Below are 26,509 nucleotides of genomic sequence, written 5' to 3'. Positions count from 1 at the left end.
AAAAATCATCTATTTATGTTATTTATTTTAACGCAATTAAAATTGAAAACACTCGAGGTAAATGATTTTTAGACTTGATTTGTGAAATGACGCCGTGTAGAACAAGCGCAGATGACGGTGGGTTTGCTGTTTAAATCGGCAAGTATTGCCGTTTAAATCACAAGACAACCTATGTTCGTAAAGTTAATAACAGGCGAGGCTATGTATGAAAAGGATTGCATTTGGCTGCGATCACGTCGGGTTTATCCTGAAAGACGATATTCTGGCGCACCTGCGCCAGCGCGGTATTGAGGTCGTGGATAAAGGTGCATGGTCAACGGAGCGCACCGACTATCCGCGCTACGCCAGCGCCGTCGCCCAGGCCGTTGCCGCCGGCGAGGTTGATGGGGGAATTCTTATCTGCGGTACCGGCGTCGGTATCTCTATCGCCGCCAATAAGCACCCCGGTATTCGTGCCGTCGTGTGCAGCGAGCCTTACTCCGCGCAGCTTTCACGCCAGCATAATGACAGCAATATCCTGGCTTTTGGTTCGCGGGTGATTGGTCTTGAGCTGGCGAAAATGATCGTCGATGCCTGGCTGGCAGCCGAGTTTGAAGGCGGGCGTCATCAGGGCCGGGTGGACGCTATCGGCGCGATTGAGCAGCAGCGGATTTGAGATTCCTCCGCTACTCGCGATGATAGCCGTTGATTAACGTAGAGCCAGCCCACCGATGAGACTGGCTTTATGAAACGTTACTCTACCGCTTTGCTTTTCTGCACCCTGGCGCTGGCCAACCCGCTGGCGCACGCTGATATTATTGACGACGCGATCGGCAATATTCAGCAGGCAATTAATGATGCTTATCACCCCAGTGATAGCCGTTCGGATGATGATTATGATGACGGGCGCTATCAGGGCAGCCGCCAGCAAAATAGCGATCGCCAGCGGCAGTATGACGACAGGCAGCGGCAAATTGAGGATCGCCGCCGCCAGCTTGACGATCGTCAGCGCCAGCTGGACCAGGATCGTCGGCAACTGGAGAGCGATCAGCGTCGGCTGGATGACGATTACTGATGTGGGGCGACTCGCGGTGGTAGCCAGGGGATGATCAGCCCCATAACGATGCCGGACAGCAGCGCTGAGATAAGTAACAGCGGGATTAAATAGAAAAGCATCGGGATAAATGCGCCAATGATGCCGCAACAAATAGCCGTTATCACAACGCCCGCGATTCCCCCGGTCAATAAACGCCAAAACCAGATGCGATAAACTTGCCCTGACAGGATAGCCATAAAAACGCCTGAAAGCAGTGCGGGCAGCGCGGCAACAATCCAGGTGAGGGATAATATCTCAGGAAGCTGCCCTAAGAGTCCGGTTATCGAACCTCCGCCGGGAAAAAAGAGGATCAATGGCAGCGGGATAAACGGCCCAAGCCCCACGTACCAGCAAATATGGTGCAGAAATTTATTCATCAGGCGTTTTCCTTCGACTTCATTCCCGGCAGATAAGGTATCAACCACCCCATAACCACACCGGCAAGCAGACCCGCGCCAGCAATGACCCAGAAAATCTCTTCACGCAGGATAAAGTGCATAAGATTTTTATCGGTGAAAAACAGCACACTTGATAGCGTAATTGCCACGCTAATGACCAGGCCGATCGCCGCGCTGGCGAGGATGCGCCGATAGTGAAACGCATAAATTTCCGCAGGCAGACAGGCAACGGCAATACCCGCCAATAGCGCTGGGGTGGCACCAACTAACCATGTGACGATTGGCAATATGATGGCAATCTGCCACAGAAAGCGGTCCGGAAAATCGTGATACTGCAATGCAATGGCGACTATCGCTATCATCGCAACCGGTATACCCGCTAATGGCCCCAGCAATGCAAACCAGCCTGCATGGTGAAGAACTCGTCGTGTTGTGGTCATTTCCTTTCCCTGGGTTCTTTTTGTCCTTCAGGAAAAGTATTTCATTATTGTGAAGTGAGAATGAAGTCAGGGTGAAGTGGCGGTACAACGCGAGTTTAGTTCGGGCAGGGTGGGGACAACCTCTTCCAGCAGCGCGACGAGCTCGGGATCCATATAGCTATAGTCGTCGGGGATATCCAGCACGTAAAGTGGTTTATTCTCGACCAGGCGACGATATTCGGCGACAAGACGATTTTTATGTTTTTGCTCCATCACGCAGATGATATCCGCCCAATGGAGGAGTTCAGGGGAAAGGGGTTTTCTGGCGTTCCGGCTAGTGCCCGCAGAGCGAACGTTCATACCGGGATAGCGGCGGAACACTTGTTCCGCCGTAGGGCTTCGCCATTGATTGCGGCTACAAACAAAAAGCACGTTGATCAATTTGATAACAGCTCTTCTATTCCTTGTTGCGCCAATTGGCGACGGGTTTTACGGGGATATTCCATTCCCAACTGCACGGCTCGTAGCAATTTTTCTGAACGCATATAGAGCAGCTTCCAGTTTTTTTCACTACGAAAACGTAAAAGGGCGGAGTGAGCATCGCGAGACTTATTGCGCTGCTTTTGCGCAATGCGCCAATCCCGGTTACGGGTTGTTTCCATTGTATTTTCTCTCTCAGATTAATCGGGGTTCAGCAGCCGCGATAATACGGAGAGTAAAACGCTGTTATGTTAACGCTGTCGGGGACCGTTTATCCAGCGTTTTCCTCCGACTTCATTCCCGGCAGATAAGGTATTAACCCTCCCATGACAAGACCGGCTAACAGGCCTACGTAGTTCGTGAGGATGATTCGCTACGCTCCCTCTTCGGACCGTCCTGAAGGACTTTCAAAATTTAGTGAGTTTTGTCTGAGCACTGCCCTGGTTCAAAATAGCCCTAATGGGATAGGATCTTAATCCAGCACAATTTCCATGCCGTCAAACCCCGCTTCAAATCCCGCAGGCAGAGAATGTGCCATCATCCACGCATCGAACCGATGGCTGATATGGGTGAGTATCACTCGCGGACAGCCAATCACCTGATTAATCGCCCGCACGGTGTTGAGATCGCAGTGGTTGCGCGGCGGCTGCGGGCTCGGCTCGTGGCTACAGTCGATGATGATCAGCTGCGGCTGGTTGTTGAGCAGGAACTTCAGCGTTTTTTCCGGCAGAGTGGCGGTGTCGGACAGCCAGGCAACCCGGCTATGGGCTGATTCCAGCAGATAGCCGAAAGTCAGTTTTGAGTGGTTTAGCGGCAGCGGGGTCACGCGTAGTCCTTGCAGCTCAAACATGACAAACGGCTCGACGGTGTGGCTAAAATCGAGCAGCCCCGGATGCTTAAACAGGTCATCGCAGCCCTGTTCATCAGGCGGGCCGTAGACCGCAATAGGCTTGCCCACGCCCCAGCGCAGCGGGAACAGGCCCTGAACATGATCCATATGATAATGGGTGAGCAAAAACTGCTGAAAGCTACCGGCGGGCCATTGTTCCATCAGATCCGACAGCCCGGCATCGAGCAGCGTTACCGCGCTGTTGAATTTGACCACCGCGCTACAGGGGCGACGGCGATGCGCTTCGTCGCTGCGGGCGCGGCGGCAGGCGGGGCAATCGCAGCCGAAAACCGGCACCAACTGCGCGCTGCCGGTGCCGGTTAAGCGGATAGTCAGGCTCATGTTTTCACCTCGCGTCATTCAGGCAAGCTGCTGTTCGTGTTGGTTGCCGTGAACGCGGATCAGCGACACCAGGGCATCCACCGACTGGCTCAGACGGCCATCGTTGTTGAGGGGCAGGCACGCGCTCGGCGTATAACGGGCGGCGCGCTCCAGCCGCTGAGCGATCTCCGTTTCGTTCTCTCGCCCGCGCTGCTCCAGACGTTGACGTAGTACTTCTGGCGAAACCTGCAAACAGATGGGCAGCAGGGCGTCAGCATAGCGCGTTTTTGCCTGCGCCAGATGAGCGCGGGAGCCGTTAGCGACGACGTCAAACCCGGCGTGCAGCCACAGGTCAATCTCGATGCCAATACCGTAGTAATTGTTATTGGCGTGCCAGCTAAGCGCAAACAGATGCTGCTCGGCGCGGGTGAAAAACTCATGCTCGCTGAGGGCAATATGGTTCTCACAGCCCGCATTGTGCGGGCGAGTAATATAACGGTGCGCCACCAGTAGCTGCGGGTGCTCGCGCTGGCGAAGCGCCGCCAGCAGGCTATCTTTGCCGGAGCCGGATGGGCCGACCAGCCAAATCAATTTCCCTGTCATTAGAAGACCCTCTTACCTTGACGCCAGACGCTATCGATATGGACATGCTCGCCGCGGCGATGTGCCAGCACCAGATCCGCGCGTTTACCTTCGGCAATTGCGCCGCGATCGTGCAGTCCCAGCGCTTGCGCGGGGTTTTTGCTCACCAGACGAATAGCCTGGGCGAGGGTAAACGCGTTGCCGTCGTCATCGGCGATGCGGAAAGCGGCATCCAGCAGGCTGGCGGGATAATAGTCGGAAGAGAGAATATCCAGCAGGCCGTTGCTCGCCAGGTGATGAGCGGCGACATTGCCTGAATGCGAGCCGCCGCGTACGATATTTGGCGCGCCCATCAGGACGTTCATCCCGTGCTGACGCGATGCCTGCGCAGCGGCTAATGTGGTGGGAAATTCGGCGATCACGCTGCCAAGTTGGTGCGATTCGACCACATGTTCATGGGTCGCGTCGTCGTGGCTGGCCAGCGCGATATTGCGCTCACGGCACATGGCGGCGATGGTTTGCCGATTCGGCTGCGACCAGGTTGCCGCCAGCGCCATTTGCTCCTCTTCGAATTTATCCATCTCTTCGTTGGTCAGATGATATTTCCCCTGGTAGTAGTCGCGATATTTGCTGCGGTCGGCGTACTGGCGCTGGCCCGGTGAGTGATCCATCAGGGAGACCATGCTTACCGGCTCGCGGCTAACCAGCTTCTCAAACAGTGGCAGAGTGGTGTGATGCGGCAGCTCGCAGCGCAGATGCAGTCGGTGCTCGGCGCGGTTGAGACCGCGCTTTTGCGTCTCTTCCACGGCGTTGATCATCTTTTCCAGATTTTCCAGACGGTCGCCGCCGTCGCGCACGTCACCAATGGCGACGGCATCCAGCACGGTGGTAATGCCGTTGGCGATCATCAGCGCGTCGTGGCTGCTCATCGCCGAGTGGGCGGGCCAGTCCACCTTGGGGCGCGGGGTGAAAAACTTGTCGAGATTATCGGTGTGCAGCTCGATAAGCCCCGGCAGCAGCCAGCCGCCTTCGCCGTCAATCGCTTCTGCCAGGCGACTCTGGCTTTCGGCAAAGGCAGAAATCCTGCCATCCTGCACTTCCAGCGAGCCGTTGATCACCTCATCTTCGAGGACCAGCTTTACATTATTGATAATCATGCTGAAATCCCCATCGGGTGCAGGCGGTCGGCGACCTGGTTACGCGTTGCCTCGTCGTGAAAAATGCCGACGATGGCCGCGCCGCGCGCTTTGGCTTCGTTAATCAGTTCCACTACCGCAGCGCTGTTTTTCGTGTCCAGCGAGGCAGTAGGTTCGTCGAGGAGCAAAATCGGGTAATCGACAGCGAAGCCGCGGGCGATGTTGACGCGCTGCTGTTCGCCGCCGGAAAAGGTGGAAGGAGCCAGGTGCCACAGGCGTTCAGGGACGTTCAGGCGCGTCAGCAAGCGGGCAGCCCGTGAGGCGCTCTCTTCGCGCGGAATGCCCAGTTCGAGCAGAGGCTGCATCACCACGTCGAGAGCCGAGATGCGCGGGATCACCCGCAAAAACTGGCTGACCCAGCCGATGGTGGTTTTACGGACTTCCAGCACTTTACGCGGCGAGGCGCTGACCAGATCGACCCATTCGTCGCCGTGGCGAATATGGATGTGGCCGCTATCAGGCAGGTAGTTGGCGTACAGCGAGCGCAGTAGGGTTGATTTTCCGCTGCCGGAGTGGCCGTGCAGCACCACGCATTCACCGGTATTGACGGTCAGCGAGGCGTCGGCGAGAACCGGCAGATGAGCGCCGTGCTGCTGGTGCAGAACAAAGGTTTTATATACGTTTTCAACGCGGATGGCGTTCATTTGTTGCCTCATCGTGCCTGAGTTTCCCCGGATAGCGGCGTAAACGCCTTATCCGGGCTACCGATTCAGTGGTTCCAGTTAGCGCCGCGTGACCGGGGAATTCCCGGAGGCGGCGCGGTGCGCCCGTCCGGGCTACCGGCCCGCAGATGGCCCGGAACCTGTAGCCCCGGTAAGCGCAGCGCGACCGGGGAGTGATATACGTTCAGTTCTGCAATACCGACGACACCAGCAGCTGGGTGTAGGGGTGATGCGGATCGTCGAGCACCCGGTCGGTTAAGCCGCTTTCCACCACCTGACCCTGCTTCATTACCAGCAGGCGGTTAGCCAGCAGGCGGGCGACGCCGAGATCGTGAGTGACAATCACCACCGCCAGATTCAGCTCCACCACCAGGCCACGCAGTAGGTCGAGCAGGCGTGCCTGTACCGAAACATCCAGCCCGCCGGTAGGCTCATCCATAAACACCAGCTTCGGCTGGGTCACCAGATTGCGAGCGATCTGCAAACGCTGCTGCATGCCGCCGGAAAAGGTGGTGGGCAGGTCGTCAATGCGTGAAGGCGGGATCTCTACCTCCTGCAACCACTGCTCGGCGGTGGCGCGAATATCACCGTAGTGCCGCGCGCCGGTCGCCATCAGGCGCTCGCCGATATTGCCCCCCGCCGACACCTGGCGGCGCAGGCCATCCATCGGATGCTGATGCACTACGCCCCATTCGGTGCGCAGCAGGCGACGGCGATCCGCTTCGCTCATCGCGTACAGCGAACGACTCTGATACAGCACTTCGCCCTGCTGCGGCGTCAAGCGGGCGGAAATCGCCTGCAGCAGAGTGGTTTTCCCCGAACCAGATTCGCCGACGATACCCAGCACTTCGCCCGGCCACAGTTCAAACGACACATCGCTGAAGCCCTTGCCCGGCGCATAAAGGTGGGTCAGGTTATTGACCGCCAGTAATGGATGACTCATTTTTTCTGCGCCTCGCTCTGTTGGCGGCAATAGTCGGTATCGGAACAGACAAACATTCGTTTGCCGCTGTCGTCGAGCACCACTTCATCAAGATAGCTATGGCGCGACCCGCAGATGGCGCACGGCTCATCCCACTCCTGAACGGTAAAAGGGTGATCGTCGAAATCGAGGTTTTCCACCGGGGTATAGGGCGGCACAGCGTAGATGCGTTTTTCGCGCCCGGCACCAAACAGCTGTAGCGCAGGCATCATATGCATCTTCGGATTATCGAATTTAGGAATCGGCGACGGGTCCATCACGTAGCGGCCATTGACCTTTACCGGATAGGCGTAGGTGGTGGCGATATGGCCGAAACGGGCGATGTCCTCGTACAGCTTCACCTGCATCACGCCGTACTCCTCCAGCGCGTGCATGGTGCGGGTCTCAGTTTCGCGCGGCTCGATAAAGCGCAGCGGCTCCGGGATCGGCACCTGGAAGATCAGGATCTGATCTTCAGCCAGCGGCGTTTCCGGGATCCGGTGACGAGTCTGGATCAGCGTGGCGTCTTCGGTGCATTCGGTGGTGGCGACGCCGGTGACGCGCTTGAAAAACTGGCGAATCGACACCGCGTTGGTGGTGTCGTCGGCCCCCTGATCGATGACCTTCAGCACGTCGTTTTCACCAATGACGCTGGCGGTAAGCTGAATACCGCCGGTTCCCCAACCGTAGGGCATCGGCATTTCGCGTCCGCCGAACGGCACCTGGTAACCGGGGATCGCCACAGCTTTGAGGATAGCGCGGCGGATCATGCGTTTGGTCTGTTCGTCGAGATAAGCAAAGTTGTAACCGGTCAGCGCGTTAGCCACGTGGATTCTCCCGTTGCAGGCGTTTGAGCAGCGCCAGTTCGGCCTGGAAATCGACATAGTGGGGAAGTTTGAGATGCGAAACAAAACCGGCGGCCTCGACGTTATCGGCATGAGCCAGCACAAACTCCTCGTCCTGGGCGGGGCCCGCCACCTCTTCGCCGTACTCCGGCGCCTGGAGCGCGCGGTCCACCAGCGCCATCGCCATCGCTTTGCGCTCGCTCATGCCAAACGTCAGGCCGTAGCCGCGGGTAAAGTGCGGCGGCTCATCCTGCGGGTCGACAAAGCCGTTAACCATTTCACATTCGGTCATCAGCAGTTCGCCGATATTGACAGTGAATCCCAGCTCTTCGGGGGTAATTTCCACCGTGACGTAGCCGCTACGGATTTCGCCAGCAAACGGATGATTGCGCCCGTAGCCGCGCTGGGTGGAGTAGGCCAGCGCCAGCAGATAGCCTTCGTCACCGCGCACCAGCTGTTGTAGGCGCGACGAGCGCGAGCAGGGATAAACCGGCGGATTACGGGTGATATCATCGGGCTGCGCGTTGCTATCTTGCTCGGCTTTTGCCAGTTCTTGCTGGACCAGCAGATTAAAGACGTGCGGCGTCGGTTCCTGTGGTGCGCTGTTGGCTGCCAGCGGCGGCGTTTCGCCGTTAGCCAGCAGGGTAAAATCGAGCAGGCGATGGGTGTAATCGTAGGTCGGGCCGAGCATCTGGCCGCCGGGGATATCTTTATAGACCGCCGAAATTCGGCGCTCAAGGCGCATATTGGCGGTATCGATGGGCTCGCTGACCGCCAGCCTTTGCAGCGTGGTGCGGTAAGCGCGCAGCAGAAAGATGGCTTCAACGTTATCGCCGCTGGCCTGCTTCAGCGCCAGCGCTGCCAGCTCCCGGTCGGCGATGCCGCCTTCGGTCATCACCCGGTCCACCGCCAGATTGAGCTGCTGGGTAATCTGTTCAACGCTGATTTGTGCAAGCCGTCCATCGCCCCGGCGTTTATGTTCCTGTAGGGCGTGAGCGGCGACGATTGCCTTCTCACCGCCTTTGACGGCTACGTACATTAGCAGACCTCGACATGGGTGGTGCGCGGGATGGCCAGCAGCCGTTCGCCGCAGGTCAGGATCAGGTCGATGCCCAGCGGGAACGGGTGCGGGCGCTCGGTCAACTCTTCAATAATGCATTCCGGCAACTGCGGGGCGATCATGCGCTCTTCGGCGATACCCGCGCCGGTCAGACGCAGCATGCGTCCGCCGCTAAGGCTGGCAAGCTGGACAATCAGCGTCACACCAGTTTCAGGGGCGACGACGGTTCCGGCAGAAAGCACGTTCAACTGTTCGGCGCTGATGCTGTCGTTGGCGATGGCGAAGGTCGCCTGCTGCGGCTGTTCAACCAGCGGCGCGCCGGTATGAAAGCGTAGATTCTGCCCGACGAGGTCGTTACGCAGCGCTGGAGCCAGCCAGACCGGCGTGTCGTGATCGACCAGCGTCAGCAACAGGCTGGTGGAGGCGACGTTTAGCGGCTGCCAGCCATGCTGGAGCTGTTGCAGGGAGACGATCACCCCCGGCTCGCTCATCGCTTTCAGCAGACGGCGGAAACTGTGTTGGGCGTCCTGCACAGCCAGGGTAAAAGCGGGTTGTAATGTCATGCGTTATCTCCGCGAACCAGAGTAAAGAAGTCGACCCGGCTGGCGTTGACTTCGGCGCGTCGGGCTTCAATGCGCGCGCTACGTTGTTCTTCCAGCGGGGTTATCAGGGTTTCCATCAGGGTGTGAAAATGGTGTGGCGACTGCATCAGGGCATCGATAGCCGCACAGCGTTCGGCGTGCGGACGGTCGCGGCCCAGGATCCAGCTATAGCCGAGCGTTCCGTCGGCCAGGCGAATCGCGGCGCGAGTTAATGTGGTATCACCAGCAAAGAAACGATCGCCGATGCCGCCCATGCGCGCCTGTAGCTGCACCAGGCCGGTTTCCGGGGTGCGAATCAGCTCATACTGCGGCGCGAGGTTTAGCGTTTGCATCCGCGCAGCAAGTTCTTGTGGTTCACTGTGGGCCAGCACGGACATCCAGCGCTGGCGGGTAGCGGTATTAAAGTGCATTCAGTGCTCCATCGTGAATTCAATCATGTCGGCGCGGGTCAGGCTGACGGAGTACTCCGTCGCGCTCTGTTCGTTCTGACGATGATTCAGCGTGCGCACGCACAGCAGCGGCGCCATGTTGGGAATGCCGAGAATGTTGCTCTCTTTAGCCTGCGCGCGGCGGGCGCTGATTTTGGTGCGTACGCGGGTCAGCTCGATATCAAGCTGGTCGCGTAGCAGGTCATGGAGAGAGCCGTGGGTAAAGGTTTGCAGCACCGGCCACAGGCGCAGGTCGGTAAAGTAGTGGTCAATCAGGCACAGTGCGACGCCGTTAACGCGGCGCAGGGTGCGCAAGTGAATAACGTTATCGCCTTCGTTAATGGCAAAGGCTTCGGCCACGTGGCTGCTGGCCGGGCGCAGGACCGACAGCAGCTTCTCGCTGGTCGGATGGCTGCCCTGTTCGAGAAGGTTCTGGCTAAAGCGCGCCTGGGCATTGAGCGGATAATCAATCGGGCGCATCAGCACCAGTACGCCGACGCCTTGACGGCGCTGGACCCAGCCGCGATCAACGAGCTGATCGATAGCCCGGCGCAGGGTATGGCGGTTGACTTCGAAGCGGGTCGCCAGCTGCTGCTCAGCGGGAAGATAGTCGCCGCAGCGGTAGTGGTGGCGAAGCTCTTGCTCAAGTTTGGCGGCAATTTCCTGATATCGTGTCGGGTAACTGGTCGGATGTCTGGATAAGTACATGTCAATCGAGCCTCACTAAGGACAAGAAGGTTTTTCCCTCTGAGCGTGGGCCGATCCTGACGGATTATTGTTACATTTCGGTTAAAACATGATGACCGGAGGATGAAGAGTGGGTGCCAGTGGGATGACAAGGCGAGGGGATATCTGCGCGCTGACCCTCACCCCGGCCCTCTCCCGGAGGGAGAGGGAGAAAAGCGGGTTCGGAGTCGGCAGTTTGTAGAACGGCTGAGTAATAAAAAAACAGCGCCAGACGGTCCCCTCTCCCTTTTGGGGAGAGGGAGAAAAGCGGGTTCGGAGTCGGCAGTTTGTAGAACGGCTGAGTAATAAAAAAACAGCGCCAGGCGGTCCCCTCTCCCTTTTGGGGAGAGGGTTAGGGTGAGGGGGGAAATATAGGCTTCAAGGCTCTTTCACCACGTTGACCATCCACGGGACGCCGAAGCGGTCGGTCACTTTACCGAAACCGTGAGCCCAGAAGGTTTCCTGCCAGACCATCTCTATCTGTCCGCCATCGGCGAGGCCGTCAAACCAGCGTTTACCTTCCTCAATATCTTTCGGGTCCAGCACGAGGGTAAACCCGGCGTAGCGCTCCGTTTTGCTGGAGGGGCTGTCGCTGAGCATCAGGATACTATCCGCCACGCGCAGGCTGGCGTGGGCGATACCGTCGGCGGCGAGATGCTGGCCCGAAGGGCAACCGTCTTCGGCGTCCTGTATATCCTGCGGCATTTCGCCGTAAGTGATTTGGTGGATGAGCTCAGCACCCAATGCCTGCTGGTAGAACGCGATGGCTGCGGCGCAGTTGCCGCTAAAAGCGATGTAGGGACTTAAGGGCATAACCATTACCTCAGGTAACGAATATCTCATTAAGCGTAGAAGGGGATTGCAAAATTAAGCCAGGCGGCAGCGGCGGAATACCAGATACGGCCAGCAGGTAAGCGCAGGGTGACCGGGGAATAATGACCACTTTTCAGATTTTTCTACCGAGAAATATATTCCCGCCCGACGGCGTGCGCTGGGGAATAATAGCGACGCCGGGCAGGAAATAAATCAGTTCTTTTTAACAAATTCAGATTTTAACTTCATCGGGCCAAAACCATCGATTTTGCAGTCAATATTATGATCGCCTTCAACGAGGCGGATATTCTTCACTTTTGTGCCGATTTTCAGCATAGAAGAGCTACCTTTAACCTTCAGATCTTTCACCACGGTAACGCTATCGCCGTCGGCCAGTAAATTACCGTTGGCATCTTTGACGACCAGCGCGTCGTTATCGTCCGCAGGCTCGGCATTGTTCCATTCATGGGCGCATTCTGGGCAGATAAACATGCTGTTGTCTTCATAAGTGTATTCAGAATGGCATTTTGGGCAGTGTGGCAGTGACATGACGTTCCTCGCGATTACTGGGTAAAACAGGACGTTGGTCCATTAAATGGTGGCTGATAGCCGAAAGTAACGCTGATTATAACGCAATCCCGCACTTTTGTCGGGCCTTTTTTACGGGCGTTCTCGGAGAAGAAAGCAAATATATATCGCGAAAAACCGCCGGGTTATTTCCATAAAATCCGCCAGATATTTCCGGAAATGTATCGTTAACTTCCAATATTCATTGAACTTATTGGTTTCGGGTGACTCTGTTTAAGGGTAGGTAAATTTTTGTGAAGTTGATCCCATAATTAAACACTGTTAGGGTAAAAAGGCGAGATCGCAAATTCACCATACTTATAGCGACTCCGTTTATTCATTTATGGCCAGAGCAGGCGTCAACAGGTTCGGTTGTACAGACTGTCAGCAGACAGTGCAGGCAAACCTGCTACGCTTGAAAGGTGGAGCACAGCAATTCGCCGCTCCCAACGCATGACGCGAATGACCTTGTCATTCGGCGGAGATTCGTGCGCTCAAGGCGAGAGCAAAAGAGGAAAATTATGCTTAAAAGGAAAAAAGTAAAGCCCATCACGCTTCGGGATGTGACCATCATTGATGACAGCAAACTGAAGAAAGCGATTACCGCAGCGTCGCTGGGTAACGCGATGGAATGGTTTGATTTTGGGGTTTATGGTTTTGTTGCGTATGCCTTAGGTAAAGTCTTTTTCCCCGGTGCAGACCCCAGCGTGCAGATGATTGCCGCACTCGGTACATTCTCCGTTCCCTTCTTAATTCGTCCGCTAGGCGGCCTGTTCTTCGGGATGCTGGGCGATAAATATGGTCGACAAAAGATTCTGGCGATAACTATCGTCATTATGTCGATAAGTACATTCTGTATCGGTCTTATTCCCTCGTATGCCACCATTGGTATCTGGGCACCGATCCTGCTGCTGCTGTGTAAAATGGCGCAGGGCTTCTCGGTAGGCGGGGAATATACCGGTGCATCCATCTTCGTCGCTGAATATTCGCCTGACCGCAAGCGTGGCTTTATGGGCAGTTGGCTGGACTTCGGTTCGATTGCCGGTTTTGTCATGGGTGCAGGCGTGGTGGTGCTGATTTCCAGCGTGGTGGGCGAAGAGAACTTCCTCGACTGGGGCTGGCGTATCCCGTTCTTCCTGGCGCTGCCGTTAGGGCTTATTGGTCTTTATCTGCGCCACGCGCTGGAAGAGACCCCGGCGTTCCAGCAGCATGTTGATAGCATGGAGCAGGGCGATCGTGAAGGCCTGCAGGAAGGACCAAAAGTCTCGTTTAAAGAAATCGCCACCAAACACTGGCGCAGCCTGCTGACCTGTATCGGTCTGGTGATCTCCACTAACGTCACCTACTACATGCTGCTGACCTACATGCCGAGCTACCTGTCGCATAACCTGCACTATTCGGAAGACCACGGGGTGCTGATTATTATCGCGATTATGGTCGGGATGCTGTTCGTGCAGCCGGTTATCGGTATGCTCAGCGACCGCTTTGGTCGTCGCCCGTTTATTCTGGTGGGTAGCGTTGCGCTGTTTGCGCTGTCGATTCCGGCCTTTATCTTGATTAACAGTAACGTTCTCGGCCTGATTTTTGCCGGCCTGCTGTTGCTGGCGGTGATCCTGAACTGCTTTATCGGGGTGATGGCTTCGTCGCTGCCGGCGATGTTCCCGACCCATATTCGCTTTAGCGCCCTGGCCAGCGCCTTCAACATCTCGGTGCTGATTGCGGGTCTGACGCCAACCCTGGCCGCCTGGCTGGTGGAAACCACGCAGAACCTGATGATGCCAGCTTACTATCTGATGGTGATTGCGGTCATCGGTCTGCTGACTGGCCTGACGATGAAAGAGACCGCCAACCGCCCGCTGAAAGGGGCGACGCCAGCGGCGTCCGATATCCAGGAAGCGAAAGAAATTCTCGGTGAGCACTACGATAACATCGAGCATAAAATCGAAGATATCGATCAGGAAATCTCTGATCTGCAGGAAAAACGTTCTCGCCTGGTGCAGCAGCACCCGCGCATTAACGACTAATCTGTTAGCGTTGTGAATCATGCCGCCGCGGGCTTTCCCCGGCGGCATTTTTTATGCCTCTGCGGGCGGCAGGCTGTGGCGACGCTGTTGGCTCAGCTTGCGATACTGCTGCGGCGGCATGCCGACATACTTGTTAAAGGTGCTGTAGAAGCGGCTGCTGGAGCGAAAACCGGCGGCCAGGGCAATATCAAGGATGGTTTTATCGGTGTCGCTGAGCAGAGCGCGAACGTGATTAATGCGCATCGTCGTAATGTACTGCTTCATGGTCTGCTGCATCACCCGCTGAAAAATCCCCATCGCGTAGTTGGCATTCAGCTTCACATGTTCGGCGACGTCGTCAACGGTGAGCGCCTGATCGTAATGGGCGGCGATATATTCCAGCATCTGGCTAACGTAAAACTGAGCATGGCGCGAAACGCTGTTCTTGTGTGTACGCGAGGTTTTGTTCACCAGAATCGGCTGCCAACCGGAGAGGCTCAGACGCTTGAGCATCAGGGCAATCTCATCAATGGCTAGCTGGCGGATTTGTTCATTGTCGCTATTCAGCTCCTGCTGCCAGCGCTGGATTTCAAACACGCTCAACTGTTGGGCGGCCAGCGATTTCACCACCATCCCGTGCGTGACGTGGTTGATAAGCTCCCGGTCCAGCGGCCAGGACAAAAACAGATGCATCGGCAGGTTAAAGATAGCCATCTGTTTGCAGTCGCCGGGGCGGGTCAGCCGATGAGGCGTACAGGCCCAGAACAACGTGATATAGCCCTGCTTAATGCGTACCACTTCATCGTTGATCAGATATTCCACATCGCCATCGAAGGGTACGTTCACCTCCACCTGACCGTGCCAGTGGCTGGCAGTCATCGCATAAGGCGTGCGCAGTTCGATATCCATCCGCTGATATTCAGAGTAGAGCGCCAGCGGGCTGCGGGGCTGATGCTCATCGCTACTGCTCATATAGGAGTCGGCAGGCTGCGCCGCGTGGGATTTATCAATCATGATGTGGGTTCCTGAATCATCATACTTGCCGATTTTTTGCGCCAGTGAGTCCTCATCTTAGTCGAAATAACGGCCCGTTTTCTCTTCTTTTCCGCCGATTCATTCCCAAAAACTCATATTTTATGCTTGTGGATAGTCGATCTGAGTTTCCGGGAATGCTCCAGGGGGAAGAGGGCAGCGCGGCAAAGGCCCGGCGTGCCACTCTGTCACCGTTCAATGACCTTATGGAGAGAGCCCTATGTCTGCCCCAAAAATTACCTTTATCGGTGCCGGTTCGACGGTGTTCGTCAAAAATATTCTTGGTGATGTTTTTCAACGTCCGGCTCTGAAATCGGCGCATATCGCCCTGATGGATCGGGATGCGACCCGTCTGGAAGAGTCACATACTGTGGTGCGTAAACTGATGGATTCACTCGGTGCTGACGGCGAAATCAGCTGCTATCGCGACCAGAAAGCGGCGCTACAGGATGCGGATTTCGTGGTGGTGGCCTTCCAGATCGGCGGCTATCAGCCCTGCACGGTGACCGATTTTGAAGTCTGTAAGCTGCATGGCCTGGAGCAAACCATTGCCGATACCCTTGGCCCGGGTGGGATCATGCGCGCGCTGCGTACCATTCCGCATCTGTGGCGCATTTGCGACGACATGACTGAAGTTTGCCCGAACGCCACGATGCTTAACTACGTCAACCCGATGGCGATGAATACCTGGGCGATGTATGCCCGCTATCCACATATTAAGCAGGTTGGGCTGTGTCATTCGGTGCAGGGGACGGCGGAGGAGCTGGCCCACGATCTGGACCTCGACCCGGCGGATTTACGCTACCGCTGCGCCGGTATCAACCATATGGCTTTTTACCTGTCGCTGGAGAAAAAGCTTGGTGACGGCAGCTACGTCAGTATTTATCCGGAGATGTTGCAGGCGTTTGCTGAGGGCCGCGCGCCGAAGCACCGCGAGGATTCGCGCTGCCAGAATATCGTGCGCTACGAGATGTTCAAAAAGCTCGGCTACTTCGTGACGGAATCCTCCGAGCACTTCGCGGAATACACGCCGTGGTTTATCAAGCCGGGGCGTGAGGACCTTATCGAGCGTTATCAGATACCGCTGGACGAATACCCGAAACGTTGCGTGGAGCAAGTGGCAAACTGGCACAAGGAGCTGGAGCTGTATAAAACCAGCGAGCGTATTGAGGTGAAGCCGTCGCGCGAATACGCCAGCACCATTATGAACGCCATCTGGACCGGTGAGCCGAGCGTGGTGTACGGCAACGTGCGCAACGATAATCTTATCGACAATCTGCCGCAGGGGTGCTGCGTGGAAGTGGCCTGTCTGGTGGATGCTAACGGCATTCAGCCGACCAAAGTGGGCAAGCTGCCCGCCCATCTGGCGGCGATGATGCAAACCAATATCAACGTTCAGACCCTGCTGACGGAGGCGATCCTCACCGAGAACCGTGACTACGTCTATTACGCGACCATGATGGACCCGCATACGGCGGCGGTGCTAGGTATTGAAGAGATTTACGCCCTGGTAGATGACCTGATTGACAGCCACGGCGACTGGCTGCCGGCGTGGGTGCGTGGTTAATTATTGTGCGGTATTTGTGCCGGATGGCGGCTTTGAGTTTTTCTCCTGGCTCGCGCTGCGCTTAGCCGGGCTACGGGTTCACCGCCGTCTGCGGACGTTAACTGTGCGTCAGAAAGCGCGCCAGCCGATGCTGCAGGATTTGATTTTCGCGGCTCAGGCGCGCGTTCTCATCCAGCAGCGTTAAGGCGACGGCGATGCCCGGCCAGTCCAGTTCCAGCTCCTGTCGCAGGCGTAGGGCGCGGTGAACGAGCGTCACCGCGCTATCATCAAACAGCCAGTTTTCCCGCTGCGGCTGGCGTGGTTCAATCATGCCGAGGCCGACGATTTCGTTCAGCTCCTCTTCGGAAACGCTGGTGTGGAGACAAAACTCGGTAATCGTGAACGTCACTGTTATCTTAGCCATCAGGCTTTCCCCCATGTCTTACGCGGCTCGAAGCTGGCTTGCGCATCGGCCAGCTGCTGCCAGAGTTCGCGGCTCTTCTCATCTGGTTTTGGCGGCATAACGATTTTAATCACCGCATACAGATCGCCGGTGGTGGTTTTACTGACCAGCCCTTTACCTTTCACGCGCAGGCGCTGCCCGGCCTGGCTGCCCGGTGGGATAGTCAGCAGAATGCTCTCTTTCAGCGTCGGGATGGTGACTTTGGTACCTAACGCAGCTTCCCACGGCGACAGCGGCAGGACGATTTCAAGATTATGGCCGACGACATCAAATAGTGGATGCGGAGCGATATGAATCACCAGCCACAGGTCGCCGTTCGGGCCGCCATTTTCGCCGGGGGTGCCCTGGCCTTTGAGGCGGATGCGTTGACCGTCAACCACGCCCGCAGGAATTTTCACGTTCAGTGTTTTCGGCGTTTCGCTTTCAACCATGCCAAAGACGTTATAAACCGGCAGCTTATAGCTGATGGTGCGCGTCTGCTCGGCCAGAGTCTCTTCGAGGAATACCGCGACTTCGATCTCTAAATCGTGCCCCCGGACGCCGTGCTGGCGGCGGCTGTGGTGTGCCTGCTGGCCAAACATGGTTGAGAAAATATCGTCGAAGTCCTGCTGGCTGTAGCTCTGCTCGTGGGAGTGTTGCTGCTGACGACCAAACTGCGGATCGTTGCGGTGCTGCCAGATTTGGTCATATTCGGCGCGGCGCTGGTCGTCTTTGAGCACTTCCCAGGCTTCGGCGAGGTCTTTGAATTTGGCTTCGGCCTCGGTTTCTTTGCTGACATCGGGGTGATATTTGCGTGCCAGACGGCGATAGGCGGTCTTGATGGTTTTCAGATCGTCCGTTGGCTGAACCCCTAAAATGGCATAATAATCCTTTAATTCCATGATGTTATCTCATTTTTACCCGTCATGCTTCAAGTCGCATGTGCGTTGGCTTTCCTCGCTCACCCCTGTCACTTACTGGAGTAAGCTCCTGGGGATTCCCTGCGTCGCCGCCTTCCTGCAACTCGAATTATTTAGGGTATATGCGCAATATTACGGTTACAGATCTCTGGATCAGGTGTCTTTAATAAGCGTAGGGCAAATGAGAGCGGATGGGAGGGAAAAGTGGCGCAAACTTGACGCCGTCGGGATTGACGGCGTCGGAGCGGACGCTATTCGGCGGAGGGCCTGCGGTTTCTGCGCAACCCTTCCAGCAGCACCAGAGCGGCGCCGATGGCACCGCTAATCAAAGTGAGAGCCGCGGGCGCGTTGGGGAACAGATGTACGATGGTCACGTCGGTCACCATCATCGAACCGGCAATCCAGCCAATCAGCGCGCCGCCCAGCATCACCACGGACGGGAAGCGGTTAAGGATCGCCAGCACCAGTTTACTGCCTGCGACGATAATCGGGATGCTGATCAGTACACCCAACGCGACCAGCCCCAGGTGGCCTTTCCCGGCTGCGGCAACCGCCAGTACGTTATCCAGCGACATAATCACATCGGCGACGGTAATGGTGACCGCGGTGCGCCACAGGCTGCTGGAGCTGCTGACTTCGCTCTCTTCTTCCTGGTTAGTGACCAGCTTGATGCCAATCCACAGCAGCATCAGCGCACCGACCACTTTTAACCACGGTAACGAGAGCAAATAGATAGCCACTGCCAGCAGCAGCACTCGCGCGACTATCGCGCCGAAGGTGCCGACAATAATGGCTTTGGTTCGCTGATGTGGCGGCAGCTTACGGCAGGCCATCGCGATCACCACCGCGTTGTCGCCGCCTAATAGCAGGTCGATAGCAATAATTTGCAGCAGAATAACCGCCACGTCCCACTGACTGAAAAACTCGTTCATACCCAACTCATCTAACTAAAAAAGGATCCCACCGGGAAAAGCAGGGGGCGAAGCGTACTCCCGTTCGGTTGCGTTGACCACCGGGCGGAAAGCTGGAGCGTATCTGGTTATTGAAAAATATAGTTACCAATCATTGCCCTGTCTGGTGATGATTCGCCGGCAAAGGATGATATTTTGTGCGTAAGACTCACCTGCCATTTACCTATCGCAAGGACTACCCACATGCCCGGCCATAAGAATTTACTGACACTCGCCTTTATTGGCGCCGCTCTGCTTCCGGTGATGGCGAATGCCGCTGATGCGCCAACCTTCACGCCCGAACAGGAAGCCCGTATTGGCAAAATTGCCGCAGAATATTTAGTCGCGCATCCTGAAGTGCTATTGCAGGCCAGCCAGAAGCTGCAACAGATTCAGGAGCAGCAGCAGGCCAGCGCCGCAACTCAGGCGGTACTGAAGAACGCCGCCGCACTGACTCAGGATAAAAATACGCCGACCTATGGCCCTAAAGAGGGCAAAGTGACGGTCATTGAGTTCTTTGATTATCAATGCGTTTACTGCAGTCGTCTGGCGCCGGTTATGGAGCAGGTGATCAAAGAGAATCCGCAAACCCGCTTCGCTTTCAAAGAGTGGCCTATTTTCGGCAGCCGTTGGGAAACCTCTCTGGAAGCGGCGAAAACCGGCCTGCAGATTTACCAGCAGAAGGGCGCAGAGGCCTATCTGACCTACCACAACGGGATCTATTCCACCGGGCATAACGAAGGCAAGCTGACGGCTGCCGACATCCAGCAGCAGGCGAAGAAAGTGAATTTCGACGCGAAAAAAGCGACGGATGTTGGAGCGGTGCTGGATGGCACGAATCAACTGGCGCAGGAAATCGGCCTGAGCGGCACGCCCGGGGTTATCGTGATGCCAACAACGGGTGCCACGGAAGCGACGATTACCGTGTTCCCAGGACTGGCGGATAAAGCCTCGCTGGATGCGGCGATTAAGAAAGCAGGCGGCTGATAAGCAAAGCGTCCGCCGCCAGCGGACGCTTCTTAACCACGGCAGCAGCGCTGCAACATCGACATAATCACCTGAAATAGCTCATCTTTAGCCTGTTGTTCTGTGATGACGCCGTTCACTACCGCGGCCGCTAGCCCGTCAGCGGAGCCGAGCATGGCAAGAATGGCGGCCTTGCTGAGATTATCGCTCCCACAAAGCGGTGAAAAGTATTGCCGGCATTTTGCGGTAAATGTGGCGATGCACTCTTGTTTGATCTTCTCCAGCTCAGGCGTCCCGGCCAGCGCGGCCATCACGCTCGGCATTTCCCGTCCCTGATGTAACACGCACTCGATGTAAGCGTTGGCTATCGCCGAGGCCAGTTTTTCCGCATCAGGCTCGGTGTTGCGCAATATCTCATCCATCTTCACCGTCTGGCGTTGGTCGTACTCGGTATAAAGTGTGGCGAAAAGTCCCGAACGGCTGTCAAAATGATCGTAAACCACCGGTTTGGTGACGCCCGCCTGTGTCGCCAGGTAGCCTAGCGTCAGGGCTTCGGTCCCTTCTTCACGAATAATATGCCAGGCGACATCAACCAGTTGCTTGTGCCGCTCTTCTCGCGATAAACGCTGCCGTACGAGTGGTTCAGACATAGAGCATTCTCCCGTTGACAAGCTTATATACCAAAGGTAACTTACCATTGGTAGGTTACTGTTAGTATATAAGACTACGTCCGATATCGTCATATGGCAACTGGAGTCTCCGTCATGCATGCATTAATCGTGGTTTCTCACCCCCTCAACACTTCTTTGACGCATAGCGTCGCCACGGCGATTGCCCAAGGGGTCGCTGAATCTAACCCGCACAATACTGCTGAACTCGCTGATTTAACTCAGGAAGGTTTTAACCCCGTTTTTGCTGCGCCGGATATCGCAGCTTTCCTGCAAACCGACGTCACGCCGGCAGATGTGATTGCTGAACAGGCCCGGATCGACAACGCCGATGCGCTGGTGCTGGTTTTCCCTATTTATTGGTGGTCGATGCCAGGGCTGCTAAAAGGATGGATCGATCGCGTGTTCTCAAATGGCTGGGCTTATGAGGAGACCGCCGATGGTAACGTAGTGAAGAAGCTGGGCCACCTGCGGGTGCATCTGGTTGCCTTAGGCGCAGCGAATCAGAAAACGTATGATAAGCATGGGTTTACGGATGCGTTTAATGCACAAATCTCCCATGGAATTTTTGACTATTGCGGAGCTACGGTGGTGAGTTCTCAGATGATGTTGTTGCCGGAACTGGAAACGGCGGAAGCTCATCTGGAAGCGGGGCATCAGCTTGGAAGGACGATGTTTAGCTGAAAGCAGAAAAGCAAAAACCCAGCCATAGGCTGGGTTCTTTAAATAGTGGTGCCGGACTCGGAATCGAACATGTATACAATCCTATGTTTTATCGAATAAAAATAAGTATGTAGTGTTTTTTACCAACGTATATTTACCAACAAATCATAGGTGTTGTCAATTTAAATCAATAAGTTACGCTATTATTCGTTAGTAGACATCAGTAAACATCGGTTTTTAGATAGTGTAAACATCGTGTTGTCAAATAAAAAAGCACTTTTTGCTAAAAAGGATAACTAATTGTTTTTAATTAAGTTATCTTCTTTTATCTCCGTTTCCACTCTAAAAGCCATGAAAATGCCAAAAATAGGTGTTGATCGTCATAAGCGATATTCGAATAATACATTCCATCAAATAACAAAAGGAAAAATATATGAAAGAAAAAACAAAACTAATCCGTATCTCTGAGGTAATCGATCGCACAGGATTTTGCAGAGCTTGGATTTATCGACTGATTAAAAATAATAGTTTCCCGGCTCCCGTAAAAACAGGTGAACGATCTATCGCATTTATTGAAAGTGAAATCGATGCGTGGATTGATGAAAAGATTTTTTATTCACGTAATCAGGCTGCGTAAAAACACTCTCACTTACTATTTGTTATCTTGAATATGATTACACTATTTATAGTGTAAAACGTCTAAAATCGCATACAGAGCGTTTTAAGGCTATATATGGAAAATATTAAATACTTCGAGTAAAGGCCGGATAAAATCCAGCCTTTTTTGTTTTCTTTTATCTAATTGATCATGATGTTTAAAATATTTTTCATTCTATATTGACAGGTAATATATAGAGATCTATAAAGAATAAAGATACAAAAAAAGCCAGATATTAAATCTGACTTTTTAAGGACTAAAAAAGTTTTCGCTGACTTTTTTAAGTCTTGTAATCAGTTATACGAGAACGTGATTACAAATATAAATAAAGTATTATCTAATCAACTTATATTTGTCAAATCTAAATCCCAACTTTTTACAAGTCTTTTAAATACCATTTCCAGAACCCTTTTTAATCCTCAAAAGCAATAACGTTAAAACCTGCTGTATCAGGTATAAGAATGAAGGTTCCTCAAGTGATTGGCGGTTCTTATGTTATTGTGGCAGTGCCGGGTGATACGTAGCTGCCAACCTGAATCGCAATACCTAAAGTTTTTTAGAACATTAGTATAGCTTCTTTAGTAAAACGAGAAGTGTTTTAAAATAACAATGGTATTGTTTGCGTGGGTCGTGGGGGAAGTATCAGAATGGAAACGTTCTGAATATTTTCAAGACGCAATGAGCATCTTCTATCTTTCCATTTTTGGCGTGGGGGGTAGGGGGGGAATGCTTAAAGAAAAACTAAGTTTTCCTGACGGAAAACTACTACGACTGAAAGTCGCCATCTAAAACCCCAGAACCTAAGCTGATAAAATTCTAGTACTACTAGTACAAAAAATAAATAAAAATGGAATGGAAAACTAGAGCGGGAAATATAAAATAGTAAGGTGCCATTTTATCAGGCACCAATAAATATAAACTAAAGATATTATTTTTTCCTTGCTGTTCTTATATACCCATCCTTGTCATAAATCTTTAATCCTTCAGTATCTATTATATAATAAGAACCGAACTTATCATTGTTCTTTTTATATTTATTATCAAGTTTTGTTATTTTATAGGTCCCACTACTACCATCACCATTTAATCGTTTTAAAAAATATCCTTGTGATGTTTTTGTTATTGTAAATGTTGCATCCAAAAATTCAGGCGAACCAACGTCGTCATACCATGAGCCTATAACAATATCTTTATCGCTTTTATCTGATACTGATTCAGGTAATTGCATACTTTTAAAGCAAACTGCCATTCGTTGTATATCACCTTTACTTATTAGAGCACCGCTGACCATATCAATATTATTTTTTAACATGAAGTTAATCAGATCTGGCTGACAAAATTTAACTTCCCATGCTTTAGTTATTGCTAAGTTTTGCAATTTAGCTGTTTTATCATGAGCAGCATTTGGCACGCTCAAAAGATTTTTTTCAGAGGTATCAAAATCCATTCTATACGCATTTAATGGTTTTTCAGTTGTTCGATATGATTTAATATATTTTATTGCTCCCTTTTCGGAAGTCGTCGATACTTTTTTACCGTATTCATCTAAACCATGATTAATATTATCAGCCCATGCTATAGATTGTGTGGATAATGTAAATAAAATGGCTAAGGTAAATTTATTTATTTTCATCATAGATCCTTTAAGGTATTGATGTTTATAAAATAGCATATTGGAGTTTTTATTGAAATCTTTAATTCGGCAATTGGTTTGTTGTTTTTATGTTATTGATTTTATTGTTGTTTGTAATACATGGACGCCAGCAAAAGCAGAAAAACAAGTTTTCTACTTTTCTGTCGCCGCCGATCAAAAGCAGCGGCATTTTTTACGCAAAGCTACCTATTACGCACAGCTACCAATAGACAGTATATTATTTACCCTATCTTTTATTTGCTTTTTATTCGGCGTGAAGTGTATTTATTTATGTAGCCGCTATTGACTAGATCTTATTATCGGTTATTTATTTAAATATAAGTTGAGTTCAGCTTTATTTTTAGCTTTTCGGAAACTGAGGCAAGGTGTAATCCCGTAGCCGGTATTATACCCCAATCTTCGATTGGCCCTATCTCGCTTTGCTCGTAGGGTTGAAAAATATCTACCCTTCCGCCTATTCCCCTTATCAAAGGGGAGGCGGTAAAATCCGGTAGTTTTTATAAATATATATAGGAGTGTTTAAAATGAATGAGAATGATATAGATCAGTCCTTGCTAGAACTATTAGCAAGATATTTTTATTATATAGACCCAAATGAAGAAAATACAGCATTTCTTGAAGCAAATAAAGATGAACAAGATTTATGTTATTTTGTAGCTTATCGCTATATTAAAGAAAATAAAACTCAAGATCTTATTGATGCTTTGAAAGATCAAAAAGATGAAGATTATATCAAAGCAATGAAAGATTATGTTTATGGAGGTGGTAAATATGGATACAGATAGAAAAAGAGGCCGCAAGGGTTTAAATCACGCAGAACGTAGAGATATATCTATACAGTTTAGATTAAACAAAGCAGAGTTTGACTATTTAAAAGAACTTGTGGAAGCCTCCGGCCTTGAAAGAGGCCATTACATTAGAAAAGAGATTTTAAACTCTGAACCTATTGTTAAAAGAAAAATGCCGGATTTTGAACAATCCTTGTTTAAGGAAATACAGCATCAAGGTAATAATATAAATCAGATTGCTAAAAAACTAAATACCAACGAAGACTTTAAACAATCTGTAGCCGCAGAAGCTAACTTTGCTATAAAGCAACTTATGAAAAGAATATTAAAGGCTTGTGAGGTTTATACTGTATGAAAGGAAACGTAGCTAAAACAGGGAGATCATTTAAAAATAGAGTTGAGTATATATTAAAAGATGATCACGATTTCATATGTAGCAACATGGCAAGTGATTATAATAATGTTAGTGATTTAACTGATGAGTTTAAAACTGTAAGCAGCTTTAGACAAGATATAAAAAAACCTGTTTTTCATGCGTTTTTATCTCTTCCAAAAAATGAACATTTAACAGATGAACAATGGCAGGAGATAGCAAAAGACTATTTGAAAGAAATGAATATTGATATAGAAAAGCATCAATATATTTGTGTGCGTCATAACGATACAGATAAAGAACATATCCATATTGTAGCCAATAGGATTGGTTTAGACGGTTCTGTATGGCATGGTCAGCACTCAGCATTTAACACAATAGCAGCTTGTGAACGTTTGGAGATAAAGCACGGCTTAACCATTACACAAAGTCTCAAAGGGCAAAAATCAGAGGTATCAGCACCAACCAAGAACGAGATCGAGCAAGCCCTACGCAAAGGTGAGAAACCAGCTCGTATCGTTCTACAGAACGCATTACAGGCGGCTATGGTAGGAAAACCAGACCTTGAGACATTCATAGACAGACTGCAGGCTGTAGGCATCGATCCGGCCTTCAACGTTGCAAGCACTGGCAACGTCGCCGGAGTGTCGTTTGGTATCAAAAATAATGAAAAAAATATTTATTTTAAAGGCTCACAGTTAGGTAAAAAATACAGTTGGAACACTATTAAAGGCAAGGTGAAATATGACAAAAATAGAGATGATGAACTCATTAGAAGATTCGCAGCAAGAAAAACAGATGACGAAAATAGTATTGGACGATCACCTATTGAACCAAATATCAATGACGGTAGAACCATTATCAGAAACGATGATGATATTATCGGAGTCGGTCAGTACAGCATTAAACCAGACACAACAGACACTTACGAGGGTAAACAACTCGTTAGAAGCAACCACAACAGCTTTAAACTCAGCGAAAAATATAATAGACCAACAGGCCCAAAAGTTAGAAGAACAACACAAAAAGCTGCACAAGTACTCAACAGAGTTAAAAAACAATACAATAAAGAACCAATCAAAACTTATAATCAAGGTGGCTTCAATAGTAGGAGTTCTAAACTTAGCAGCGGTTCTATCAGTAGGATACTTGATCATGCAGAAACAGCCACAACAGCCACGAATAACTTTAGACTCAAAGGCCGTCGCAGTTTCAATAGTAGAGCAACTAAGATCGAAGAGATAAGAGAAAGGTTAAATATTAGAAAACCTGTTATTCAGCCCAAAAATAAAGAAAAAGTGATTAAAGAAGAAATAAAGAAAAAACCATTATATATGTTTGATTATGAAAATAGATTTAAATCCAAATTGAAATCAAACTTAAAAAAAGAAACATTAAAACTACAACAGCAGGAAGCAGAACAGAGTGTCAAATATCCAACCTTTAAACCAAAATAAAAGAGGCTTGAAACCTCTTTTATTTTTTAGTATTAAATTGTTATATATCTACATGCTTAAAACAAAAAGAACAGCGTTTAATGGTCGTTAGTCCTGTAAGTTCTTTAGCTTTGTTATAAGCAGACTCCTCTGATACAGAACATATTTTTTGATACTGGCCTGTTGTAAATCCAGTTTTTTCTTTATCTGACACTAAAGGATTTATAGCGAAACAGTTCACATGGTGGAGGCATGTGCTATTTATGTCAGATTTACTTGCCGTACCTTTGGCTTTCTCTAACAGGTTAACAACGTATCCTTCTGGATTATCGTTTAACCACTTTTTGTACGCATCTTCATTGTTATTGAAAATCACAGTATCCATA

General features: G+C 51.7%; 33 protein-coding genes. 10 read left to right on the top strand and 23 right to left on the bottom strand.

The annotated features are described in order from the left end of the window. Window positions 1-205 precede the first annotated feature (205 nt). Both rpiB and yjdP read left to right on the top strand, forming a co-directional pair. Complete coding sequence (gene rpiB / locus HV213_RS27190) at window positions 206-655, top strand: bifunctional allose-6-phosphate isomerase/ribose-5-phosphate isomerase RpiB (protein ID WP_181483984.1); 450 nt, start codon at window positions 206-208, stop codon at window positions 653-655. A 69-nt stretch (window positions 656-724) separates the two neighbouring features. Continuing rightward, window positions 725-1,054 carry a DDRRRQL repeat protein YjdP gene (gene yjdP, locus HV213_RS27185; RefSeq protein WP_181483983.1) on the top strand — a complete coding sequence of 110 codons (330 nt, stop codon included), beginning with the start codon at window positions 725-727 and terminating at the stop codon, window positions 1,052-1,054. On the opposite strand, the gene HV213_RS27180 is transcribed toward yjdP, so the two are convergent. The 16 genes from HV213_RS27180 to HV213_RS27105 form a co-directional block, all read right to left on the bottom strand. Then, on the bottom strand, window positions 1,048-1,452 hold the full coding sequence (locus HV213_RS27180; protein WP_181483982.1) for a hypothetical protein: 405 nt from the start codon (window positions 1,450-1,452) through the stop codon (window positions 1,048-1,050). The two genes, yjdP and HV213_RS27180, sit on opposite strands and share 7 nt — an antisense overlap. Continuing rightward, window positions 1,452-1,913 carry a hypothetical protein gene (locus HV213_RS27175; RefSeq protein WP_228288577.1) on the bottom strand — a complete coding sequence of 154 codons (462 nt, stop codon included), beginning with the start codon at window positions 1,911-1,913 and terminating at the stop codon, window positions 1,452-1,454. The genes HV213_RS27180 and HV213_RS27175 overlap by 1 nt, the downstream gene beginning before the upstream one ends. 66 nt (window positions 1,914-1,979) lie before the next feature. Next, window positions 1,980-2,330, bottom strand: a complete 351-nt coding sequence (locus HV213_RS27170; RefSeq protein ID WP_181486509.1) for a low molecular weight protein tyrosine phosphatase family protein — start codon at window positions 2,328-2,330, stop codon at window positions 1,980-1,982. Further along, entirely contained in the window at window positions 2,330-2,554 is a 225-nt protein-coding gene (locus HV213_RS27165) for a hypothetical protein (protein WP_181483981.1), read from the bottom strand. The genes HV213_RS27170 and HV213_RS27165 overlap by 1 nt, the downstream gene beginning before the upstream one ends. Before the next feature lie 290 nt (window positions 2,555-2,844). After that, window positions 2,845-3,603 (bottom strand): phosphonate metabolism protein PhnP, encoded by a 759-nt coding sequence (phnP, locus tag HV213_RS27160; RefSeq protein WP_181483980.1) that lies wholly within the window; start codon window positions 3,601-3,603, stop codon window positions 2,845-2,847. Window positions 3,604-3,621: 18 nt separating this feature from the next. Beyond that, on the bottom strand, window positions 3,622-4,185 hold the full coding sequence (gene phnN / locus HV213_RS27155) for a ribose 1,5-bisphosphokinase (RefSeq protein WP_181483979.1): 564 nt from the start codon (window positions 4,183-4,185) through the stop codon (window positions 3,622-3,624). Beyond that, window positions 4,185-5,321 carry an alpha-D-ribose 1-methylphosphonate 5-triphosphate diphosphatase gene (gene phnM / locus HV213_RS27150; RefSeq protein ID WP_181483978.1) on the bottom strand — a complete coding sequence of 379 codons (1,137 nt, stop codon included), beginning with the start codon at window positions 5,319-5,321 and terminating at the stop codon, window positions 4,185-4,187. Before phnM ends, phnN begins: the two co-directional genes overlap by 1 nt. Further along, a complete protein-coding gene (phnL, locus tag HV213_RS27145; RefSeq protein ID WP_181483977.1) occupies window positions 5,318-6,004 on the bottom strand; it encodes a phosphonate C-P lyase system protein PhnL in 687 nt (228 codons plus the stop codon). The genes phnM and phnL overlap by 4 nt, the downstream gene beginning before the upstream one ends. A gap of 202 nt (window positions 6,005-6,206) precedes the next feature. Beyond that, the gene (phnK, locus tag HV213_RS27140; RefSeq protein ID WP_181483976.1) at window positions 6,207-6,965 is read right to left on the bottom strand and encodes a phosphonate C-P lyase system protein PhnK; all 759 of its coding nucleotides are present in this window, start codon (window positions 6,963-6,965) and stop codon (window positions 6,207-6,209) included. Then, the gene (locus HV213_RS27135) at window positions 6,962-7,810 is read right to left on the bottom strand and encodes an alpha-D-ribose 1-methylphosphonate 5-phosphate C-P-lyase PhnJ (protein WP_181483975.1); all 849 of its coding nucleotides are present in this window, start codon (window positions 7,808-7,810) and stop codon (window positions 6,962-6,964) included. Before HV213_RS27135 ends, phnK begins: the two co-directional genes overlap by 4 nt. Beyond that, window positions 7,803-8,867 carry a carbon-phosphorus lyase complex subunit gene (locus HV213_RS27130; protein ID WP_181483974.1) on the bottom strand — a complete coding sequence of 355 codons (1,065 nt, stop codon included), beginning with the start codon at window positions 8,865-8,867 and terminating at the stop codon, window positions 7,803-7,805. The genes HV213_RS27135 and HV213_RS27130 overlap by 8 nt, the downstream gene beginning before the upstream one ends. Then, a complete protein-coding gene (gene phnH, locus HV213_RS27125; protein WP_181483973.1) occupies window positions 8,867-9,451 on the bottom strand; it encodes a phosphonate C-P lyase system protein PhnH in 585 nt (194 codons plus the stop codon). The genes HV213_RS27130 and phnH overlap by 1 nt, the downstream gene beginning before the upstream one ends. Beyond that, the gene (gene phnG, locus HV213_RS27120; protein WP_181483972.1) at window positions 9,448-9,900 is read right to left on the bottom strand and encodes a phosphonate C-P lyase system protein PhnG; all 453 of its coding nucleotides are present in this window, start codon (window positions 9,898-9,900) and stop codon (window positions 9,448-9,450) included. The genes phnH and phnG overlap by 4 nt, the downstream gene beginning before the upstream one ends. After that, entirely contained in the window at window positions 9,901-10,626 is a 726-nt protein-coding gene (gene phnF, locus HV213_RS27115; RefSeq protein ID WP_181483971.1) for a phosphonate metabolism transcriptional regulator PhnF, read from the bottom strand. It lies immediately after the preceding gene. A 396-nt stretch (window positions 10,627-11,022) separates the two neighbouring features. Continuing rightward, the gene (gene yjdN, locus HV213_RS27110; RefSeq protein ID WP_181483970.1) at window positions 11,023-11,457 is read right to left on the bottom strand and encodes a VOC family metalloprotein YjdN; all 435 of its coding nucleotides are present in this window, start codon (window positions 11,455-11,457) and stop codon (window positions 11,023-11,025) included. 213 nt (window positions 11,458-11,670) lie between these two features. Further along, window positions 11,671-12,006, bottom strand: a complete 336-nt coding sequence (locus tag HV213_RS27105) for a zinc ribbon domain-containing protein YjdM (protein ID WP_110274523.1) — start codon at window positions 12,004-12,006, stop codon at window positions 11,671-11,673. Window positions 12,007-12,545: 539 nt separating this feature from the next. On the opposite strand from HV213_RS27105, the gene proP reads away from it, so the two are divergent. Beyond that, complete coding sequence (gene proP, locus HV213_RS27100; RefSeq protein WP_181483969.1) at window positions 12,546-14,048, top strand: glycine betaine/L-proline transporter ProP; 1,503 nt, start codon at window positions 12,546-12,548, stop codon at window positions 14,046-14,048. Between the two features lie 51 nt (window positions 14,049-14,099). Here proP and melR read toward each other — a convergent pair whose 3' ends face one another. Further along, window positions 14,100-15,041, bottom strand: coding sequence for a transcriptional regulator MelR (gene melR, locus HV213_RS27095; protein ID WP_181483968.1), 942 nt, complete (start codon window positions 15,039-15,041; stop codon window positions 14,100-14,102). A 238-nt stretch (window positions 15,042-15,279) separates the two neighbouring features. Here melR and HV213_RS27090 point away from each other — a divergent pair, with 238 nt between their 5' ends. Continuing rightward, window positions 15,280-16,626 (top strand): alpha-glucosidase/alpha-galactosidase, encoded by a 1,347-nt coding sequence (locus HV213_RS27090; RefSeq protein ID WP_181483967.1) that lies wholly within the window; start codon window positions 15,280-15,282, stop codon window positions 16,624-16,626. Window positions 16,627-16,723: 97 nt separating this feature from the next. On the opposite strand, the gene cbpM is transcribed toward HV213_RS27090, so the two are convergent. From cbpM to HV213_RS27075, 3 genes are all read right to left on the bottom strand, one after another. Continuing rightward, window positions 16,724-17,029 carry a chaperone modulator CbpM gene (cbpM, locus tag HV213_RS27085; RefSeq protein WP_181483966.1) on the bottom strand — a complete coding sequence of 102 codons (306 nt, stop codon included), beginning with the start codon at window positions 17,027-17,029 and terminating at the stop codon, window positions 16,724-16,726. Further along, the gene (gene cbpA, locus HV213_RS27080) at window positions 17,029-17,949 is read right to left on the bottom strand and encodes a curved DNA-binding protein (protein WP_181483965.1); all 921 of its coding nucleotides are present in this window, start codon (window positions 17,947-17,949) and stop codon (window positions 17,029-17,031) included. Before cbpA ends, cbpM begins: the two co-directional genes overlap by 1 nt. A gap of 269 nt (window positions 17,950-18,218) precedes the next feature. Beyond that, complete coding sequence (locus HV213_RS27075) at window positions 18,219-18,899, bottom strand: TerC family protein (protein WP_181483964.1); 681 nt, start codon at window positions 18,897-18,899, stop codon at window positions 18,219-18,221. Between the two features lie 222 nt (window positions 18,900-19,121). Here HV213_RS27075 and HV213_RS27070 point away from each other — a divergent pair, with 222 nt between their 5' ends. Then, complete coding sequence (locus HV213_RS27070; protein WP_181483963.1) at window positions 19,122-19,904, top strand: DsbA family protein; 783 nt, start codon at window positions 19,122-19,124, stop codon at window positions 19,902-19,904. Window positions 19,905-19,936: 32 nt separating this feature from the next. On the opposite strand, the gene HV213_RS27065 is transcribed toward HV213_RS27070, so the two are convergent. Next, window positions 19,937-20,533 (bottom strand): TetR/AcrR family transcriptional regulator, encoded by a 597-nt coding sequence (locus tag HV213_RS27065; protein WP_181483962.1) that lies wholly within the window; start codon window positions 20,531-20,533, stop codon window positions 19,937-19,939. Between the two features lie 114 nt (window positions 20,534-20,647). Between HV213_RS27065 and HV213_RS27060 the strand changes: the two genes are divergently transcribed. Together HV213_RS27060 and HV213_RS27055 are read left to right on the top strand one after the other, a co-directional pair. After that, window positions 20,648-21,235 (top strand): NAD(P)H-dependent oxidoreductase, encoded by a 588-nt coding sequence (locus HV213_RS27060; RefSeq protein WP_181483961.1) that lies wholly within the window; start codon window positions 20,648-20,650, stop codon window positions 21,233-21,235. A gap of 412 nt (window positions 21,236-21,647) precedes the next feature. Continuing rightward, window positions 21,648-21,851, top strand: coding sequence for a helix-turn-helix transcriptional regulator (locus tag HV213_RS27055; protein WP_016240318.1), 204 nt, complete (start codon window positions 21,648-21,650; stop codon window positions 21,849-21,851). Between the two features lie 949 nt (window positions 21,852-22,800). Here HV213_RS27055 and HV213_RS27050 read toward each other — a convergent pair. Continuing rightward, window positions 22,801-23,508 (bottom strand): hypothetical protein, encoded by a 708-nt coding sequence (locus HV213_RS27050; protein WP_130939267.1) that lies wholly within the window; start codon window positions 23,506-23,508, stop codon window positions 22,801-22,803. 542 nt (window positions 23,509-24,050) lie between these two features. Here HV213_RS27050 and HV213_RS27045 point away from each other — a divergent pair. Genes HV213_RS27045 through HV213_RS27035 form a run of 3 tightly spaced genes read left to right on the top strand, consistent with a single transcriptional unit; the run spans window position 24,051 to window position 26,144 of the window. Next, a complete protein-coding gene (locus HV213_RS27045; protein WP_063617446.1) occupies window positions 24,051-24,311 on the top strand; it encodes a hypothetical protein in 261 nt (86 codons plus the stop codon). Further along, window positions 24,298-24,669 (top strand): plasmid mobilization protein, encoded by a 372-nt coding sequence (locus tag HV213_RS27040; RefSeq protein WP_044352151.1) that lies wholly within the window; start codon window positions 24,298-24,300, stop codon window positions 24,667-24,669. The genes HV213_RS27045 and HV213_RS27040 overlap by 14 nt, the downstream gene beginning before the upstream one ends. Then, window positions 24,666-26,144 carry a relaxase/mobilization nuclease domain-containing protein gene (locus tag HV213_RS27035; protein ID WP_049109143.1) on the top strand — a complete coding sequence of 493 codons (1,479 nt, stop codon included), beginning with the start codon at window positions 24,666-24,668 and terminating at the stop codon, window positions 26,142-26,144. Before HV213_RS27040 ends, HV213_RS27035 begins: the two co-directional genes overlap by 4 nt. 40 nt (window positions 26,145-26,184) lie before the next feature. Here HV213_RS27035 and HV213_RS27030 read toward each other — a convergent pair whose 3' ends face one another. Further along, window positions 26,185-26,508 carry a hypothetical protein gene (locus tag HV213_RS27030; protein WP_016240325.1) on the bottom strand — a complete coding sequence of 108 codons (324 nt, stop codon included), beginning with the start codon at window positions 26,506-26,508 and terminating at the stop codon, window positions 26,185-26,187. Between the last annotated feature and the right edge of the window lies 1 nt (window position 26,509).

This window comes from Klebsiella sp. RHBSTW-00484 (assembly GCF_013705725.1).
Taxonomy (GTDB): domain Bacteria; phylum Pseudomonadota; class Gammaproteobacteria; order Enterobacterales; family Enterobacteriaceae; genus Klebsiella.
This window is presented reverse-complemented; position numbering and strand designations above follow the sequence as displayed.

Excerpts from the sequence above, each read along its gene's own strand:
- phnN (WP_181483979.1), bottom strand. The coding sequence starts at position 4,185 with ATGACAGGGAAATTGATTTGGCTGGTCGGCCCATCCGGCTCCGGCAAA.
- phnL (WP_181483977.1), bottom strand. The coding sequence starts at position 6,004 with ATGAACGCCATCCGCGTTGAAAACGTATATAAAACCTTTGTTCTGCAC.
- HV213_RS27070 (WP_181483963.1), top strand. The coding sequence starts at position 19,122 with ATGCCCGGCCATAAGAATTTACTGACACTCGCCTTTATTGGCGCCGCT.
- cbpM (WP_181483966.1), bottom strand. The coding sequence starts at position 17,029 with ATGGCTAAGATAACAGTGACGTTCACGATTACCGAGTTTTGTCTCCAC.
- HV213_RS27175 (WP_228288577.1), bottom strand. The coding sequence starts at position 1,913 with ATGACCACAACACGACGAGTTCTTCACCATGCAGGCTGGTTTGCATTG.
- cbpA (WP_181483965.1), bottom strand. The coding sequence starts at position 17,949 with ATGGAATTAAAGGATTATTATGCCATTTTAGGGGTTCAGCCAACGGAC.
- HV213_RS27040 (WP_044352151.1), top strand. The coding sequence starts at position 24,298 with ATGGATACAGATAGAAAAAGAGGCCGCAAGGGTTTAAATCACGCAGAA.
- proP (WP_181483969.1), top strand. The coding sequence starts at position 12,546 with ATGCTTAAAAGGAAAAAAGTAAAGCCCATCACGCTTCGGGATGTGACC.
- rpiB (WP_181483984.1), top strand. The coding sequence starts at position 206 with ATGAAAAGGATTGCATTTGGCTGCGATCACGTCGGGTTTATCCTGAAA.
- HV213_RS27030 (WP_016240325.1), bottom strand. The coding sequence starts at position 26,508 with ATGGATACTGTGATTTTCAATAACAATGAAGATGCGTACAAAAAGTGG.
- HV213_RS27045 (WP_063617446.1), top strand. The coding sequence starts at position 24,051 with ATGAATGAGAATGATATAGATCAGTCCTTGCTAGAACTATTAGCAAGA.
- HV213_RS27180 (WP_181483982.1), bottom strand. The coding sequence starts at position 1,452 with ATGAATAAATTTCTGCACCATATTTGCTGGTACGTGGGGCTTGGGCCG.
- HV213_RS27065 (WP_181483962.1), bottom strand. The coding sequence starts at position 20,533 with ATGTCTGAACCACTCGTACGGCAGCGTTTATCGCGAGAAGAGCGGCAC.
- HV213_RS27105 (WP_110274523.1), bottom strand. The coding sequence starts at position 12,006 with ATGTCACTGCCACACTGCCCAAAATGCCATTCTGAATACACTTATGAA.
- HV213_RS27060 (WP_181483961.1), top strand. The coding sequence starts at position 20,648 with ATGCATGCATTAATCGTGGTTTCTCACCCCCTCAACACTTCTTTGACG.
- yjdN (WP_181483970.1), bottom strand. The coding sequence starts at position 11,457 with ATGCCCTTAAGTCCCTACATCGCTTTTAGCGGCAACTGCGCCGCAGCC.
- HV213_RS27130 (WP_181483974.1), bottom strand. The coding sequence starts at position 8,867 with ATGTACGTAGCCGTCAAAGGCGGTGAGAAGGCAATCGTCGCCGCTCAC.
- phnM (WP_181483978.1), bottom strand. The coding sequence starts at position 5,321 with ATGATTATCAATAATGTAAAGCTGGTCCTCGAAGATGAGGTGATCAAC.
- phnF (WP_181483971.1), bottom strand. The coding sequence starts at position 10,626 with ATGTACTTATCCAGACATCCGACCAGTTACCCGACACGATATCAGGAA.
- HV213_RS27075 (WP_181483964.1), bottom strand. The coding sequence starts at position 18,899 with ATGAACGAGTTTTTCAGTCAGTGGGACGTGGCGGTTATTCTGCTGCAA.
- HV213_RS27035 (WP_049109143.1), top strand. The coding sequence starts at position 24,666 with ATGAAAGGAAACGTAGCTAAAACAGGGAGATCATTTAAAAATAGAGTT.
- yjdP (WP_181483983.1), top strand. The coding sequence starts at position 725 with ATGAAACGTTACTCTACCGCTTTGCTTTTCTGCACCCTGGCGCTGGCC.
- phnH (WP_181483973.1), bottom strand. The coding sequence starts at position 9,451 with ATGACATTACAACCCGCTTTTACCCTGGCTGTGCAGGACGCCCAACAC.
- phnK (WP_181483976.1), bottom strand. The coding sequence starts at position 6,965 with ATGAGTCATCCATTACTGGCGGTCAATAACCTGACCCACCTTTATGCG.
- HV213_RS27090 (WP_181483967.1), top strand. The coding sequence starts at position 15,280 with ATGTCTGCCCCAAAAATTACCTTTATCGGTGCCGGTTCGACGGTGTTC.
- phnP (WP_181483980.1), bottom strand. The coding sequence starts at position 3,603 with ATGAGCCTGACTATCCGCTTAACCGGCACCGGCAGCGCGCAGTTGGTG.
- HV213_RS27055 (WP_016240318.1), top strand. The coding sequence starts at position 21,648 with ATGAAAGAAAAAACAAAACTAATCCGTATCTCTGAGGTAATCGATCGC.
- phnG (WP_181483972.1), bottom strand. The coding sequence starts at position 9,900 with ATGCACTTTAATACCGCTACCCGCCAGCGCTGGATGTCCGTGCTGGCC.
- HV213_RS27050 (WP_130939267.1), bottom strand. The coding sequence starts at position 23,508 with ATGATGAAAATAAATAAATTTACCTTAGCCATTTTATTTACATTATCC.
- HV213_RS27165 (WP_181483981.1), bottom strand. The coding sequence starts at position 2,554 with ATGGAAACAACCCGTAACCGGGATTGGCGCATTGCGCAAAAGCAGCGC.
- melR (WP_181483968.1), bottom strand. The coding sequence starts at position 15,041 with ATGATTGATAAATCCCACGCGGCGCAGCCTGCCGACTCCTATATGAGC.